At 61.7% G+C, this 16,327-nt stretch carries 14 protein-coding genes and 4 pseudogenes; 11 read left to right on the top strand and 7 right to left on the bottom strand.

The features are described 5' to 3' along the window. Positions 1-10: 10 nt before the first annotated feature. From N0Q91_RS22860 to N0Q91_RS22875, 4 genes and pseudogenes are all read left to right on the top strand, one after another. Complete coding sequence (locus tag N0Q91_RS22860; RefSeq protein ID WP_275598337.1) at positions 11-997, top strand: branched-chain amino acid ABC transporter permease; 987 nt, start codon at positions 11-13, stop codon at positions 995-997. 2 nt (positions 998-999) lie between these two features. After that, the gene (locus N0Q91_RS22865) at positions 1,000-1,740 is read left to right on the top strand and encodes an ABC transporter ATP-binding protein (RefSeq protein WP_275598695.1); all 741 of its coding nucleotides are present in this window, start codon (positions 1,000-1,002) and stop codon (positions 1,738-1,740) included. Continuing rightward, positions 1,737-2,450 (top strand): ABC transporter ATP-binding protein, encoded by a 714-nt coding sequence (locus N0Q91_RS22870; RefSeq protein WP_275598338.1) that lies wholly within the window; start codon positions 1,737-1,739, stop codon positions 2,448-2,450. Before N0Q91_RS22865 ends, N0Q91_RS22870 begins: the two co-directional genes overlap by 4 nt. Before the next feature lie 698 nt (positions 2,451-3,148). After that, positions 3,149-3,452, top strand: a pseudogene (locus N0Q91_RS22875) (TIGR02186 family protein); the annotation flags it as partial. Positions 3,453-3,577: 125 nt separating this feature from the next. On the opposite strand, the gene N0Q91_RS22880 reads toward N0Q91_RS22875, so the two are convergent. The 7 genes and pseudogenes from N0Q91_RS22880 to N0Q91_RS22910 form a co-directional block, all read right to left on the bottom strand. After that, positions 3,578-5,173 (bottom strand): BCCT family transporter, encoded by a 1,596-nt coding sequence (locus N0Q91_RS22880; RefSeq protein ID WP_275598339.1) that lies wholly within the window; start codon positions 5,171-5,173, stop codon positions 3,578-3,580. A gap of 56 nt (positions 5,174-5,229) precedes the next feature. Continuing rightward, positions 5,230-5,333: pseudogene (locus N0Q91_RS22885) on the bottom strand (D-glycerate dehydrogenase); the annotation flags it as partial. Between the two features lie 12 nt (positions 5,334-5,345). After that, entirely contained in the window at positions 5,346-6,245 is a 900-nt protein-coding gene (sucD, locus tag N0Q91_RS22890) for a succinate--CoA ligase subunit alpha (protein WP_275598340.1), read from the bottom strand. Positions 6,246-6,256: 11 nt separating this feature from the next. After that, entirely contained in the window at positions 6,257-7,441 is a 1,185-nt protein-coding gene (locus tag N0Q91_RS22895) for a malate--CoA ligase subunit beta (protein WP_275598341.1), read from the bottom strand. An 11-nt stretch (positions 7,442-7,452) separates the two neighbouring features. Further along, positions 7,453-8,394 (bottom strand): HpcH/HpaI aldolase/citrate lyase family protein, encoded by a 942-nt coding sequence (locus tag N0Q91_RS22900; RefSeq protein ID WP_102763158.1) that lies wholly within the window; start codon positions 8,392-8,394, stop codon positions 7,453-7,455. Positions 8,395-8,416: 22 nt separating this feature from the next. Beyond that, positions 8,417-9,606, bottom strand: a pseudogene (locus tag N0Q91_RS22905) (aminotransferase class V-fold PLP-dependent enzyme). Between the two features lie 177 nt (positions 9,607-9,783). Next, complete coding sequence (locus N0Q91_RS22910) at positions 9,784-10,413, bottom strand: response regulator transcription factor (RefSeq protein WP_275598342.1); 630 nt, start codon at positions 10,411-10,413, stop codon at positions 9,784-9,786. Between the two features lie 903 nt (positions 10,414-11,316). Between N0Q91_RS22910 and napE the strand changes: the two genes are divergently transcribed. The 7 genes and pseudogenes from napE (at position 11,317) to N0Q91_RS22945 (ending at position 16,238) form a co-directional block, all read left to right on the top strand. Beyond that, on the top strand, positions 11,317-11,502 hold the full coding sequence (napE, locus tag N0Q91_RS22915) for a periplasmic nitrate reductase, NapE protein (RefSeq protein ID WP_275598343.1): 186 nt from the start codon (positions 11,317-11,319) through the stop codon (positions 11,500-11,502). Between the two features lie 7 nt (positions 11,503-11,509). Continuing rightward, positions 11,510-12,009, top strand: a pseudogene (locus tag N0Q91_RS22920) (ferredoxin-type protein NapF). Beyond that, entirely contained in the window at positions 12,002-12,289 is a 288-nt protein-coding gene (locus N0Q91_RS22925; RefSeq protein ID WP_275598344.1) for a chaperone NapD, read from the top strand. Before N0Q91_RS22920 ends, N0Q91_RS22925 begins: the two are co-directional and overlap by 8 nt. Continuing rightward, positions 12,264-14,768 carry a periplasmic nitrate reductase subunit alpha gene (gene napA, locus N0Q91_RS22930; RefSeq protein ID WP_275598697.1) on the top strand — a complete coding sequence of 835 codons (2,505 nt, stop codon included), beginning with the start codon at positions 12,264-12,266 and terminating at the stop codon, positions 14,766-14,768. Before N0Q91_RS22925 ends, napA begins: the two co-directional genes overlap by 26 nt. After that, on the top strand, positions 14,738-15,235 hold the full coding sequence (locus N0Q91_RS22935) for a nitrate reductase cytochrome c-type subunit (protein ID WP_275598345.1): 498 nt from the start codon (positions 14,738-14,740) through the stop codon (positions 15,233-15,235). The genes napA and N0Q91_RS22935 overlap by 31 nt, the downstream gene beginning before the upstream one ends. A 3-nt stretch (positions 15,236-15,238) precedes the next feature. Next, a complete protein-coding gene (locus tag N0Q91_RS22940) occupies positions 15,239-15,940 on the top strand; it encodes a cytochrome c3 family protein (protein WP_275598346.1) in 702 nt (233 codons plus the stop codon). After that, entirely contained in the window at positions 15,930-16,238 is a 309-nt protein-coding gene (locus tag N0Q91_RS22945) for a hypothetical protein (protein WP_275598347.1), read from the top strand. The genes N0Q91_RS22940 and N0Q91_RS22945 overlap by 11 nt, the downstream gene beginning before the upstream one ends. Positions 16,239-16,327: the final 89 nt, after the last annotated feature.

Here is a 16,327-nt window from a genome sequence, read left to right on the forward strand (position 1 = left end):
GGCCCAGACCATGAAAAATCGTTGGGCCGGCCTGCTTCTCCTCGTCGTCATCCTCGTCTTGCTGGCGTTGCTGCCTGTGCTGGTCAACAATTACTGGCTGCGCATCGCCACCGGCGCGCTGATGTGGGCGGGGCTCGCCTGTTCCTGGAACACGCTAGGCGGCTATGCCGGCTACATCAATTTCGGCCATTCGGCCTTCTTCGGCATTGGCGCCTACGCAACCGCCATCCTGATGGGGGCGGATTTCCCTGTGCCGTTCCTCCCCACCATTCCCATCGGCATGATCGTCACAGCCCTGTTCGCGGTCGTCATCGGCGCACCGACATTGCGGCTGCGCGGCGCTTATTTCGCCATCGCCACCTGGGCCTTCGCCGAAGTGCTCATGCAGTTCGCCACCGTCGTCGATTTCACCGGCGGAACCGGCGGTATCGGCCTGCCTCCCTTCCTCAACGAGCGCTTCTTCTATTTCGCTATGTTCGCGGCCGCCGTCCTAACCTATTTCCTCACCTGGTTGCTGTTTGAGCGCTCCCGCTTCGGCTTGAAGGTCAAGGCCTTACGGGATAACGAACCGGCGGCCGAAGCCATGGGCATCAACACCTCGCGGGTCAAGTTGCAGACCTTCGTGCTCAGCGCCGTCGTCGCCTCCGTCTTCGGCAGTATTTTCGCCTACTGGGTGACCTTCATCAATCCAAAGAGCGTGTTCGGCGGCGACATCACCGACCAGATGGTCGTCATGGTCCTGCTCGGCGGGCTTGGCAGCTTGTGGGGGCCGGCCATCGGCGGCGTCGCGCTGTTCTTCGTCAACCGGCTTGTCTGGATGTACTATGGCGATACCGCCTTCTATATCGCTATTCTCGGTGCCGCCATCATCCTGGTCGTGCTGTTCCTGCCCAACGGCATCGCCGGCCTGTTTGCGCGGGGAAGTGGAAAATCAGGTAGCGTGCTCGAAACGGTGCTCGGACGCCTGCTCGGCTCCCGCCAGGGAGGACGCTCGTGAGCATGACCGCGCAAGCGCAAGCGCCAAGCGACCAGCCCATCCTCTTCGTGCGCGGCGTGCACAAGCATTTCGGCGGCATCCTGGCAGCCGCCGGCGTCGACCTGGAGGTCGGACGCGGTGAGATCGCCGGCCTCATCGGCCCCAACGGCTCGGGCAAATCGACCCTGTTCAACCTCGTGGCCGGCATGGAGACGCCCGATCGGGGGCAGATCCTGTTCGACGGCCATGAGATCGGCGGCAAAAAGGCCTATACGATCGCCCGCCTCGGCCTCGCGCGCACCTTTCAGATCCCGGCGTTGTTCGAGAACATGACAGTCATCGAGAACCTTCTGGCAGCGGCTGCCGAGGGTCACTGGCATGGCGCGCAACAGCGGGCGGACGAGACGCTGGAGCTGCTGCATCTCGAACAGGTCGCCAACAACCGCGCGTCCGACTTGTCCGGCGGCCAGCAGAAGCTGCTCGAATTCGGCCGCGTGACCATGCGCCAGGCGTCCCTCATCCTGCTCGACGAGGTGACGGCCGGCGTCCACCCCAACATCCGCAAGATCATCTTGGAAGCGATCGCCAGGCTGCGCGAGCAGGGAACAAGCTTCTTCGTCATCGAGCATGACATGGAAATGGTGCGCAATGTCTGCGACCGCATCATCGTCATGGATTCCGGGCGGGTGGTGACTAGCGGCGCATTCGAGGACGTCGTGCAAAATTCCGAAGTCATGCAGACCTATCTAGGGCGTCCGCCATGAACACGTTGGTCGCAGACAGCGTCGTTGCGGGCTACGGCAAGCAGGAGATCGTCCATGGCGTCTCCCTTGTCGCGGAAGCCGGCAAGATCACCTGCATCTTCGGCCCCAATGGCTGCGGCAAGTCGACCTTGCTGAAAGCGATCGCCGGCGCGCTGCCGGTATGGGGCGGCACAATCGGGCTTGGCGGCGAAACGATCAGCAATTTGCCGGTCCATGAAGTCGTGCGCCAGGGCCTGGTGCTGATGCCGCAGGGCGGCGGCGTGTTTCCACGGCTGACGGTGATGGAAAATCTGCGCATGGGCGGCTACGCCATTGCCGACCGGAAGCTCGTGGACAGGCGCATCGAGGCTCTGGTCGACCAATATCCATCGCTGGCGCGGCGGCGCAAGACCACGGCCGGAGCCCTTTCGGGCGGCGAACAGGCGATGCTGGCGCTGGCGCGCGCGCTGGTGTCGGAACCGCGTTTCATCCTGCTCGACGAACCGTCCGCCGGCCTTTCGCCGGCCATGGTGAGCGAGACGCTGGAGCGCATCAAGGTGCTCACCGCGCGCGGCATCGGAATTCTCATGGTCGAGCAGAACATTCGCGAGGCCATGCCGATTGCCGACCGGCTCTATATCCTGGCCGCCGGAGAAAAGCGCTTCGAAGGCACGCCCGGAGATGTCCGCAACGACCGACAGATCATGGACATCTATATGGGCGGCGCCTGATGCCGCTTGGCATTTTATAGGTACTGCAAACTGTGTCGTGAATTGTCACCGAGCCGCTGTCACAGTCTCGCGATAGCCTACCGGGGCTGTGGCCAGGCCGTGGTGGCGCACGCGAGTTTGACGGCGGCGCCCTACCGTGGCGGATGTCCAGGAAAGCCGAGCATGGCAAGCGAGCGCAGCGCCTCTCGAAGTAGCGGTCGCGACTAGCGCGGGCGCAAGTAGAAGACCCTGTCGAGCGGTTTGCGAGGAACCTTCGACAACGGCTGTGAGGTCGCGACCGAGCGCTCCGGCCAGACCTGTCGCAATGGAAGCGGAAATATTGCCGCTTAACCACCTCGGTTGACTGAGGCCAAAGCCAGGGCACAAGGGGCATCCATGGTCGCTCGCGCTGGGAAAACAGGTGGAATTTTAAGGCTATTTCGACGGGCTTTGAATTTAAGTGCAAATTCAGGTCTCCCAGGAAGGCACGATTTCCGCCTGTAACGCCCTTTCTGATCTGACGATCGCCCCAAAAAATTCCGCAGGTTTTAAGCAATCGGGCGGTTTACCCTAGTGACCCTGACAACTTTCCCGCGGCAGGGATTTTTGGCGGGTTTCGCGACACAACAGCCGTTGGATAGTCTCCCTGCAGACGCAACCCGTTGCGGCCGTTGGAGTTACCTGATGAATGGCTCCATTGAGCGCGAAACGGTCCTTCCATGACGCGCCAAAACCTCACCGCAGCGCGGCAGTACCCGGTTGCAAATGGTCTTGCTCTGGCGGTCGCCGGACCGGCAGCGGCACAGCCTCTGAAATGGGAGACCTTCGACTTCACCGAAAAAAGAGATAGCATTTCTACGGACGAGATCTCCATCACCTTCGAATTTCGCGGCACCGACCTGACGATCTTCGGCGCCATCGACGGCTTCGACGCTCTTCTCGCCCAAGGGCAAGTACAACATCATCGTCACGCTCGAAGGGCCGAAGGACAATGCGACAATGCGCAGGAAGCAGCGCGTCTTCGTAGCAACGGCCCGACAAAAAACTGGGCGGCGACAGGCACTGCCACCGGCGATCCTTTGGCGCAACAGTTGGAGTCCACAACTGCACAGCCGGTCTCGTGGGACCGGCCGTGCAGTTGCAAGATCTCAGGTCGACACTGCGTCAGGCACAAGCCCGGAAGCTTCGACATTTTCCGCTTCCGGCGCAGCGGATGCTGCCACCGGTCGACGCTCCCTTCTTTCTTCGAGCTCATCGAGAAGGGCATGCCATAGCGAAACGCAAAGTCCGACCATCACCAGCAGGAACGGTGCAGCCGCGATTATCGACGCGGTCTGGAGGCCCTGAAGCCCGCCCATGACGAGGAGTACCGCGGCCGAAGCACCGGCAAGCACGCCCCAAAGGACGACCACGCCGGGCTTGGGGTCCAGTGCCCCGCGTGATGAAAGCATTCCCATCACGACCGCGCCTGCATCCGCGCCAGAGATGAAGAAGATCGCGACCAGAAAAATGGCGATCAACGATGTCAGCCAGGCGAATGGATGCTGCGCCAGAAGCGCAAAGAGCGAGACTGCCGCGCCCTGGTTGTTGACAGCATCGACGATGCCGCCGGCGCCGAAGAGTTCGGAATGGAGCGCAGTGCCACCTATGATCGTGAACCAGATGAAGGTGACGCCGCTCGGGATCAGCAGCACGCCGATGATGAATTCGCGGATCGTGCGACCGCGCGAGATGCGGGCGATGAACACGCCGACGAAGGGCGCCCAGGAGACCCACCAGGCCCAGTAGAAGATGGTCCAGCTGCCGAGCCACTTGCCGTCACTGAAGGCAGCCGTGCGGAACGACATGGTCACCAGGTCGCTCAAATAGAAGCCCAGCGATTCCGTGAAGGTGTTGAAGATGAAAATTGTCGGTCCGATGCACACCAGGAAGACCAATAGCACCATCGCGAGGATCATGTTCATGTTGGAGAGGAACTGGATCCCCTTGCCCACGCCGGATACCGCCGAAAGAATGAACAGCACGGTCATGACGCCGATGATGGTCAGCGCGATGCCGTTGGAAACGCCCGTGCCCCAGAGGAAGTTCATGCCGCTGTTGATCTGCTGCGCGCCGAGGCCGAGCGAGGTAGCGGTTCCGAACAGTGTCGCGATGAGCGCAAGCACGTCGATTGCCTTGCCGATCGGCCCGCTTGCGTCCTCGCCGAGGATCGGCGTGAAGGCAGCGGAAATCAGGTTCGACTTTCCCTTGCGGAAGGTGAAATAGGCGATGGCGAGGCCAACCACCGCGTAGATGGCCCAGGGGTGAAGCGCCCAGTGGAAGTAGGAATACTTCATCGCGACGAGGGCCGCTTCGAGACTCCTCGGGGCGGCCTGCCCATGCGGCGGGCTGTCGAAATGATAGATGGGTTCGGCGACGCCCCAGAACATTAGGCCGATGCCCATGCCGACGCTGAACATCATGCAGATCCACGAGGCGGTACGGAATTCCGGCCGCTCGTCATCCTGTCCGAGCCGGATCTTGCCGAAGCGGCTCACGGCCAGGAAGAGTGCGAAGATCAGGAAGCCGGCCGAAGAAACGACGAAGCCCCAGCCGAAGCCGTCGATGATGCTGTTGAGAACTACCTTGGAGATAGTGGACAGGCTTTCAGGAAACACCGTCCCCCAGCCGACGAATCCCAGGATGATGAACATGGCCGGCCAGAATACGGCCGGATCGATCCGACTAGGTCGTGATTGCTGCATTTTTTCCTCCTCCTAGTTAGTCCCTCGGCGGCCCGGTGCTACCGCGCGGCCCATCCTCATGCGACCCTATCCGGCGGATCGCGGCCGTCGACAAAGGCGTGGTATTCTCGACCACCTTCATCCCCATCGCCGTCCGCGTCTGTTTTGTCGCGCTCCCGACGGGCTTTCCCAATCAGGCAGCCTTGCCCATGGCGGACAGCACGTCCGCCACCGTGTCGCCGAAGGACGACGGGGTCGGAACGATCGCGACACCCGCACTCTTCAGGATTTCGACCTTTTCCTGCGCCGATTCGCCGAAGGCGGAGATGATCGCGCCAGCATGGCCCATGCGGCGGCCCTTCGGCGCCGAAAGGCCTGCGATATAGGCGATCAGCGGCTTCTTCATGTGGTCGCGCGCCCATAGTGCGGCTTCAGCCTCCTGCGGGCCGCCGATCTCGCCGATCATCAAGACCGCATCGGTGTTTGGATCTTGCTCGAAGAGCTCCAGGATGTCCTTGAAGGACGAGCCGTTGACTGGGTCGCCGCCGATACCAACCGAGGTCGACACGCCGATGCCGAGTGCCTTCATTTGGCTTGCGGCCTCATAGCCGAGCGTGCCCGAGCGGCCGACGATGCCGATGCGGCCGGACAGATAGATCGATCCGGGCATAATCCCCATCAGCGCCTCGCCGGGCGTGATCATGCCGGCGCAATTCGGCCCGATCAGCGTCATGCGGTCCTCATAGCGGTAGCGCCGCATGTATCGCTTGACCCTGATCATGTCCTGGGACGGGATCCCGTCTGTGATGCAGACGCAGAGCCGGATGCCGGCGTCGGCCGCTTCCATGATCGAGTCGGCCGCAAAGGGCGGCGGTACGAAGACGATTGTGGCATCCGCGCCGGTTTCCTGCACGGCGCCCTTCACCGTGTTGAAGACCGGCATGCCGAGATGGGTCTGGCCACCCTTGCCCGGGGTGACGCCGCCGACCACGTTGGTGCCGTAGCGCTTCATATCTTCGGCGTGGAAGCTGCCGATCTTGCCGGTGAAGCCCTGGACGATGACGCGGGTATTCTTGTCGAGCAGAATGGACATGTCTGGGCTCCTCAAGCAGCCTTGCCGGCAGTGAACGAACGCCATGCGGCGACTGCCTTGTCGGCAGCTTCGGCCAGCGTTTCCGCGATGATGATATTTTCGCCGGATTCGGCGAGGATGCGCCGACCCTCTTCCATGTTGGTGCCGGAGAGGCGGACGACGAGTGGAACCGGCACGCCGACTTCGCGCAAAGCCTTGATCACGCCTTCGGCCACCCAGTCGCAGCGGTTGATGCCGGCGAAGATGTTGACGAGGACCGTCTCGACTTGTCTGTCGTGCAACACGGCGCGGAAGGATTTCGCCACGCGATCGGGCGAGGCGCCGCCGCCGATGTCGAGAAAATTCGCGGGTTCGCCGCCGGCGATCTTGATCATGTCCATGGTCGCCATCGCCAGGCCCGCACCGTTGATGATGCAGCCGATATTGCCGTCGAGACCGACATAGGAGAGCCCACGGTCGGACGCGTAGGTTTCGCGCGGATCCTCTTGGCTCTTGTCGCGCATCTCGGAGATATGCGGCCGGCGAAAGAGCGCGTTCTCGTCGAAGCTCATTTTCGCGTCGAGCGCCACGAGGTCACCCCGACGGGTCACGACCAGCGGATTGATCTCCAGCATCGAGGCGTCATAGTCGACGAAGGCGCGATAGCAGCCGAGCAGGGTCTGCGTGGCGCGGCCGATCAGGGCATTGTCGATGCCGAGCCCGAATGCGATCTCGCGGGCCTGGAAGTCCTGCATGCCGACACCGGGATCGACGGTCGCGCGGATGATCGAGTCCGGCTCGGCCTCGGCGATCTCCTCGATCTCCATGCCGCCCGAAGACGAGGCGACGATCATGATGCGCTCGGATTTTCGGTCGAGCACGAAGCCGATATAGATCTCGCGTGCGATATCCATCGCCTCCTCGACATAGAGGCGGCTGACCAGTTTTCCCTGCGGGCCGGTCTGGTGCGTCACAAGCGTGCGGCCGAGCATGGAATCGGCGGCCTCGACGATCTCGTGGTCGGACGAGCAGAGCTTAACACCGCCCGCCTTGCCGCGCGCACCGGAGTGGACCTGCGCCTTCACCACCCATCGGTCACCGCCGATCTCCCTGGCACGATAAGCCGCCTGCTCGGGACTATAGGCAAGGCCGCCGCGCGGGATATGGATCTGGTAGCGGGCGAGAAGTTCCTTGGCCTGATATTCGTGAATGTCCATCTCTGTCTCCCTCAGCGGCTGGCGATGATTGCTTCGTGGGTGGCGAGCACGTTGCGGGCCATGCGCTCGGATGCCGCGTCGATCATTTTGCCCTCGAGCGATGCGGCACCCTTGCCTTGGCTCTCGGCGAGCTTCAGCGCCTCAATGATGCGGCGGGCGCGGTCGACCTCGTTTTCCGGTGGAGAGAAGATATCGTTGGCGAGTGCGATCTGGCTCGGATGGATCGCCCACTTGCCTTCGATGCCGAGGGCTGCGGCACGGCGCGCAGCCGCCTTGTAGCCGTCGGGATCGGAGAAATCTCCGAAGGGGCCATCGATGGCGCGCAAACCATAGGCTCGGCAGGCGACCGTCATGCGCGAAAGGCCGAAATGCCACTGGTCGCCGGGATAATCCGGGTTGAGCCCGCCGATATTAACTGTACGGGCCTTCAGGCTCGCGGCGTAGTCGGCGACACCGAAATGCAGCGCTTCGAGGCGTCCGCCGAAGGATGCGATGGATTCGACATTGGCCATGCCGAGTGCAGTCTCGATCAGCGCCTCAAGGCCGACGCGGGTCTTGTAGCCCTTGGCGATCTCGATCTGGTTGACCATGGCTTCGACCATGTAGAGGTCGGCGGGCACGCCGACCTTCGGCACCAGCAGGGTGTCGATCCGGTCGCCGGCCTGCTCCATCAGGTCGACGACGTCGCGGTACATGTAATGCGTGTCCAGCCCGTTGATGCGTACCGAAATGGTCTTGCCGCGGCCGCGCCAGTCGATCTCGTTCAGCGCTGCGATGATGTTGGCGCGGGCCCGCTCCTTGTCCGGCGGCGCCACCGCATCCTCGATGTCGAGGAAGATGTAGTCGGCGTCGGAATTGACGGCCTTCCCGATCATTTCAGGGTTCGAGCCCGGTACTGCGAGTTCGCTGCGCTGCAGCCGCAGGCGGCGGAGATGGTTTATCGTATGGCTCATGATTTCCTCTCCTTCCCGGTTTTCAGGCTGCCTTGGCGGACGACGCGGCGGCGGCAGAACGGAACTGGCTGATCGCCGCACCCACGCCCGCGCCCGCTTCGATCTTCACGCCGCAATCGAGCAGCGTCAGTTCGGCGGCGGAAAGCGCGCCCAGGACCATGACCTCGTTCAGCGAGCCGAGATGGCCAATGCGGAAGACCTTGCCGGCTACCTTGCTGAGCCCACTGCCAAGCGAGGTGTTGTAGGCTTGGTAGGCGTGGCGGATGACCTCAACCCCATCGATGCCTTCCGGCAGACGGATCGCCGAGACGGTGTCGGAATGCCACTTCGGTTCGGTCGCGCAGAGCTTGAGCCCCCAGGCGGAAACCGCGGCGCGGACGCCGTTGGCGAGGTGATGATGGCGGACGAAGATAGTCTCCAGGCCTTCTTCGAAAATCAGGTCCAGCGCGGCCCTGAGGCCGCGCAGCAGCTGCGTCGGCGGCGTGTAGGGGAAGTAGCCGGTGTCGTTGGTCTTGATCATGTCCTCGAAGGAGAAGTAGCAGCGCATGTGGCGCGCGGTCTTGGCCGCCTCGAGCGCCTTCTGGCTGACAGACAGGAAGCCGAGGCCAGCGGGCATCATGAAGCCTTTCTGCGAACCGGAGACAGCACAGTCGACGCCCCATTCGTCCTGGCGGAAATCGATCGAGCCGATCGAGGAGACGCCATCGACGAAGAGCAGTGCCGGATGACCGCAGGCGTCGAGCGCGGCGCGCACCGCGGCGACATCCGAGGTGACGCCGGTCGCGGTTTCGTTATGCGTTACGAAGACGGCCTTGATCCGGTGCGCCTTGTCGGCGGCGAGCCGCTCGGCATAGAGCTCAACCGGCACGCCTGTTCCCCACTCCCGGTCGAGGCAATCGACCTCGAAACCGAAGCGTTCGGCCATGTCGACCCAGAGATGCGAGAACTGGCCGAAGCGGCTCATCAGTACCCTGTCGCCGGGGAGAGCACATTGGTCATTGCCGCTTCCCAGGCGCCGGTGCCGGACGACGGATAGATGAAAACGCGACCGGTCTGGTTCTTGAAGACCTTCTTGATGTCGGCAAAGAGCGGCAGCGTGAGCTCCGGAAAGCGTGGAGAGCGCATGTCCTCCATCGGCAGGTTCATCGCCTGGCGCACCTGCTCGGGAATGTTGGTGGGGCCCGGAATGAAGAGATGATTGTAGCCTGACATCGTTCCTCCAATGGCTGCGTCCGCGGACGGCGTTTCCTCGGCACCAAAGCTGCCTTTCAGGGCATGCCCGCACAACACTCGCTCAGGCAGAAAAGAATGCCGGACGGGCAGCGCGAGCGCGGCCCTGACGGGTGGTCGCCTGGAGGAGATGGGTAGGAGAAGACTACCCGCGGGTAGTCACTCCTGATTGCGCCGGCGCTCCTTGGCGTAAAGGGCGACCGCCATGGCGCGATTGCGCACCTCGAGCTTGTCGTACAGATTTTTGAGGTGGTATTTCACGGTATTCTCGGAAATGCCTGTTCTGGCGGCGATTTGAATATTGGTCCAACCATTGGCCAGCATGCCGAGCAGCTCGCTTTCCCGAGAGGTGAGCTGTTGGAACGGCGTGTTCGAGATTTTCGAGAGCACCGTATAGGGAATGCAGATCCGACCCTGCATTACGGCGGTGAGCGTCGCGAACAGGATTTCAGGATCTTCGAACTGGTAGCAGAGACCATTGACACCAAGCCGGATCGTCTCGTTGACGACCGAAGGATTGCTGGTGTCGGCGAAGAGAACGATCCGGGGGTCGAACCCGAGCCGGCCGAGATCGGCGAGCACTTCGGGCGCCTCGGCATCGTCGAGCTGCCAACTGAGCAGCACGCAGTCCGTCTCGACGGAGGCAAGCTTCTCGCAAAGTTCGAGCGATGTCCGCGCCGTGTCAACCATGGAAAACCTGGCGTTTTCGGAAAAAAGTCCACGAAGAGCGGCAATCACCAACGGGTTGCGCTCCGCGACCAAAACTCGGCCTCCACCGTCCTGCGACATGTGCCTCCCTGCGTCTTATGCCGTGACATGCGCCCATGAGCGATGGCCTGGACACTACCATCAGACGTCGCGCACATTTCACCGTCGAGCGACGAAACGTGTCCTAAAACGCCTTCTTCCGAGGGTAATGTGCACAGGGTTCCGCACATTTCTGCTTCGGAGTGGCCAGCAGAGCACGAGTAGATCGATCACGCGAGCACGCCGCGACCGGAAGCCCACCCGGTCATCCCACTCCGTTCCACCTCTCGCTCCCATCTCCTCAATGCCGACAATGGTACCCGCATCGGGGTACCCTTGCGCCTCTTCCGTCCGATGTACGGAGTCAGAACGACCAGCAGATTGCGGCCGTTTTCCTCGGAGGCCATTCATATAGGTCCTCTGAATGGTTTCGATATTCGAGCTCGTTTCAGACCCACTTCATTTCGCCGGTGGCGACCTTGGAGCCGATATCGAGAGCAGACTTCGAAAGCGACGAGATAGCTTAGGCGAACGGCGGCTTTGAAAGCAACGGTAACGACGGCTCATCGGGCAACCTGCCCGTTCCGAGGAGCGAGACGAAGGACCGCCTTCCACCCATTGTTGTCTTTGGCTTCCCTCACAGCGAATGGCCCGGTTGATTCCGGATAGCAGACCTTTCGGACTGCTCGCTTCGAGGGAGTGTTTCTGTTCATACCTTATACGATCGTGTTATGTATGGCAGAGCAGGCCCGAAGCTCCTCAGAGCACGCATGCTGCCGTTCAATAATGTTCATCACACACAAAGTGAGTAAGACTCAGTATCTGCCAAAAACGCGTCCGGGGGCGGTTGAATTTCAAGCGTACAAATATCTAGGTTCTCCCTTTATTTTTCTGCTTGAGGCACTAGACTTCCTTTGGCGCATGCGTTTGGAAGGAGACGCTTGAATGCCAGATGCAGACCAGCCAGGGGCGAGCCTGCCACGCACGCGGCGGCTGAACGAACTCATCACCTTTCTCGTGTTGGCTTTCGGCATTTGGCCGATCGTCGCGGTGGGCGTGGTCGGTTCCTACGGATTTATCGTCTGGATGTTCCAAATCATCTTCGGCCCACCCGGTCCGCCAGCGCATTGAGGGCGAGATGGGTGAGTCTGTCGACACATCGAGGCGGAACTTTCTATTTGGTTGCGTTGACGGGCGAAACCACCGTGTCCTTCCCCCGGCGTCACCGCCGCGGCTCTTGCGGCTTGCACAGGGTGCGGGAAGTGCGTTGAGGCCTGTCCGACGCACATCATCCGGCTGAATTCAGATCGTCCCGTGATCGATTTCTCCGTAGCCGAGTGTACCTTCTGCGGCCAGTGCGCGGAACTCTGTCCGGAGCCGGTCTTCATCGGCTGGCCAAGTCACTTTACCCACGTCGCAATGATCGGCGAGAGCTGTCTTGCCAAGAACCGCACCGATTGCCAGGCCTGTCGCGATGTCTGTCCGACAGAGGCGATCCGCTTCCGTCCGCGTGCCGGCGGACCCTTTTCACCCGAGCTTAGCGATGAGGCCTGCACCGGCTGCGGCGCCTGTCTTTCCGTCTGTCCGGTGGCGTCGATAGGCATTCGCGAGGTCGCGACGGAGGATGCGCATGTCTGATCCAAGCGCGACCTATCACATCTCCAGCGCGATCATCGTGACGATGCCGGATATGCAAGAGCGCGTCGTCGACAGTCTCGCTAAGATGCCGAACGTTGAGGTTTACGCCCGTGAGGCGGGAAAGATCGTCGTCGTGATCGAGGGCACGAGCACCGGAATGCTCGGCGAAAGTCTTTCGCGCATCTCTCTGCTCGAGGGCGTGGTGGCAGCCAACATGGTGTTTGAGCATGTCGAAACTCAAGGAGGGATCGGCCATGACCGGCGAACTGACGCGGCGTGATATGTTGAAGGCGCATGCGGCCGGCATCGCCGCAGCTACGGCAGGGATCGCGCTTCCGGCGGCGGCGCAGCCCGTGCCGGGCGGCGTCGAAGCCCTTCAGATAAAGTGGTCGAAGGCGCCCTGCCGTTTCTGCGGTACCGGCTGCGGCGTCATGGTCGGGGTCAAGGAGGGACAGGTCGTCGCCACACATGGCGACATGCAGGCCGAGGTGAACCGCGGCCTCAACTGCATCAAGGGCTACTTCCTGTCCAAAATCATGTACGGCGCCGACCGTCTGAAGACGCCGCTTCTGCGCAAGCGCAACGGCGCCTTTGCCAAGGACGGCGAGTTCGAGCCGGTGAGCTGGGACGAGGCCTTCGACGTCATGGCCGAGCAGGCGAAGCGGGTGCTGAAGGAGAAGGGGCCGACCGCCGTCGGCATGTTCGGCTCGGGACAGTGGACCATCTTCGAGGGCTATGTGGCCACAAAGCTGATGCGCGCCGGTTTCCGCTCCAACAATCTCGATCCGAATGCCCGCCACTGCATGGCCTCGGCGGCCTATGCCTTCATGCGCACTTTCGGCATGGACGAGCCGATGGGCTGTTATGACGACTTCGAGCACGCGGACGCCTTCGTGCTCTGGGGATCGAACATGGCCGAGATGCACCCGATCCTGTGGACGCGCCTCGCCGATCGAAGGCTCGGGCACGAGCATGTCAAAGTCGCGGTGCTCTCGACCTTCACCCATCGCAGCATGGATCTTGCGGATATTCCGATCGTCTTCAAACCGGGGACCGATCTGGCGATCCTCAACTACATCGCCAATCACATCATTCAGACCGGCCGTGTGAACGAGGATTTCGTCAAGAAGCACACAACCTTCATGGTCGGCGCGACTGACATTGGATATGGCCTGAGACCCGACAATCCGCTCGAGGTTAAGGCTGTGAACGCCAAGGATGCGGCGAAAATGACGCCGAGCGACTTCGAGAGTTTCAAATCCTTCGTCTCGGAGTACACGCTCGACAAGGTGGTCGAACTCACGGGGGTCGAGGCCGGGTTCCTCGAACAATTGGCAGATCTCTACGCCGATCCCAACCGCAAGGTGATGTCGCTCTGGACCATGGGCTTCAACCAGCATGTGCGCGGCGTCTGGGTCAACCACATGGTCTACAACCTCCATCTGTTGACCGGGAAGATCTCCGAACCCGGCAATAGCCCGTTCTCGCTCACTGGCCAACCCTCGGCCTGCGGGACGGCGCGCGAGGTCGGCACCTTTGCCCATCGGTTGCCGGCCGACATGACCGTTGCAAACCCGGAGCACCGCAAGCATGCCGAGGAGATCTGGCGCGTGCCTCACGGGATCATTCCCGAGAAACCGGGCTACCACGCCGTCGAGCAGGACCGGATGCTGAAGGACGGAAAGCTCAATTTCTATTGGGTGCAGGTCAACAACAACGTCCAGGCGGCTCCCAATACGCAGAACGAGACCTATCAGGGGTATCGCAACCCGGAGAACTTCATCGTCGTCTCCGACGTCTATCCGACGATCACCGCTATGAGCGCGGACCTGATCCTTCCGGCTGCCATGTGGGTGGAGAAGGAAGGCGCCTACGGCAATGCGGAGCGCCGAACCCATGTCTGGCACCAACTGGTGAATGCCCCCGGTGAAGCACGTTCCGATCTCTGGCAAATGGTGGAGTTCTCCAAGCGCTTTACCACCGACGAAGTGTGGCCGGCCGAGACCCTCGACGCCAATCCGGGCTATCGGGGCAAGACCCTCTACGATGTGCTCTTCAAGAACGGCAATGTCGACCGTTTCCCCGCAAGCGAAATCAACAATGAATATGCCAACCGAGAAGCGGAAGCCTTCGGCTTCTACATCCAGAAAGGCCTTTTCGAGGAATATGCCTCCTTCGGGCGCGGACACGGCCATGACCTGGCGCCCTATGACCGCTACCATGAGGAACGGGGCCTGCGCTGGCCGGTCGTCGATGGCAAGGAGACGCTCTGGCGCTACCGGGAAGGGTACGATCCCTACGTGAAGCCGGGGGAGGGCGTGAAGTTCTATGGTCGCCCGGACGGCAAGGCGGTGATCCTCGCCGTTCCCTACGAGCCGCCGGCGGAATCTCCCGACGACGAATACAATGTCTGGCTGGTGACGGGCCGCGTCCTCGAGCATTGGCACTCCGGCTCGATGACGATGCGGGTGCCGGAACTCTACAAGGCGTTCCCCGGTGCCGTCTGCTTCATGAATGCCGGTGACGCCCGCGATCGCGGTATCAACCAGGGCGCGGAGGTCAGGATCGTTTCCCGCCGCGGGGAGATACGCGCGCGCGTGGAGACGCGCGGCCGCAACCGCATGCCGCCAGGCGTCATCTTCGTACCCTGGTTCGACGCCAGCAGGCTCATCAACAAGGTGACGCTCGACGCAACCGATCCCATCTCCAAACAGACGGATTTCAAAAAATGCGCGGTCAAAATCGTTTCAGTCGCATGATGAGAACTCCTGGACCGATGCTGGCGGCGCTGTTGGCAATCCTGTTCGTCGCAACGGGAGCAATCGCGCAAATGGCCGACAAACGGGTGCCGGAGCTTTCCGGCCCGCCGCAGGAAATGGGCGAGGTGGAGGCGCACCAGATCCCCAAATGGGTCGTTGACGACGCCCGCAAGGAGCGCGCCTATCCCGACCAGCCGCCGGTCATCCCGCATTCAATCGAGGGCTACCAGCTTTCGGTCAACACCAACCGATGCCTTTCCTGCCACAAGCGCGAACTCACGCAGGAATCCGGCGCGCCGATGATCAGCGTCACCCATTACATGACGCGGGAGGGGCAGATGCTCGCGGACGTTTCGCCGCGGCGCTATTTCTGCACAGCCTGTCATGTGCCGCAGGCCGACGTGCGACCGCTCGTCGGCAACACCTTCCGGGACATGAGCGAGATGGGCATTAATGGGAGCGAGTAGGCCATGGCTCGGATAAAGCGCCTCCTGCTCTGGGTGTGGAAGATTCTGACCACGCCGGCCGCAACGCTCAGCCTCGCCTTTTTGACACTCGGCGGCTTCGTCGGCGGTGTGATCTTCTGGGGCGCCTTCAACACCGCCTTGGAGCTTACCAACACGGAGGAGTTTTGCGTCTCATGTCACGAGATGCGGGCCAACGTATATGAGGAGCTTACGCGCACTGTTCATTTCTCCAATCGCTCCGGCGTCCGGGCGTCCTGCCCCGACTGCCATGTGCCGCATGAATGGACGGACAAGATCGCCCGCAAGATGCAGGCCTCCAAGGAAGTCTGGGGCAAGATTTTCGGGACCATTAACACGCGCGAGAAATTCCTCGACCACCGGCTGGAGCTCGCCAAGCATGAATGGGCACGGCTCAAGGCGAACGACAGCCTTGAGTGCCGCAACTGCCATTCGTCGGCGGCAATGGACCTTTCCAAGCAGACGCAGCGTGCGGCCGAGATCCACACGCGCTACCTGCTGCCCGGAAAAGCCACCTGCATCGACTGCCATAAGGGCATCGCTCACGAACTGCCCAACATGCAGGGCGTTGAGCCCGGCTGGAAGCTGCCGCCTGAACTCAATGGAGAGACGCTGCCTTCTGCTTCGGTAATCAACGACCTGCAAAGAGTAATTATTGATGCACACAGAATAGCGTTTGAAAATTGATGACCAGCTCGCAAGTTTCATGACGAATTTCCCGACCGCGGATGGTCGACTGGCACCTTACTCGTGGGTGGAGATTTATACGGCTAGTCGCCCGTGCTTCGATGCTCTGCGCCCCTTCGTTCCTGCAGTGGAAAATGAAATGCACTCACAGGCCGTCGTCGGAGAGACGGCGTGGGCGCTCGTCGGAAGGCATCTCGCACAAAAGGTCGGCGTCGGCGGGCTGCACATCGTCTGTCATGGGCGTTCCTTTGAAATCGGATTGGTGTCAGCAACCGACCCTTACCGGAGAACAGAATGACGATGGCCACGCGGCTCACTTCCTATCGCGCTGTTGAGGGCACGAGCTACACCACACATTCATAGCGACGCGTGCCTAAAGTGCTTCAA

The sequence above is a fragment of the Sinorhizobium prairiense genome (genome assembly GCF_029201645.2).
GTDB classification, from domain to species: Bacteria; Pseudomonadota; Alphaproteobacteria; order Rhizobiales; family Rhizobiaceae; genus Sinorhizobium; species Sinorhizobium meliloti_A.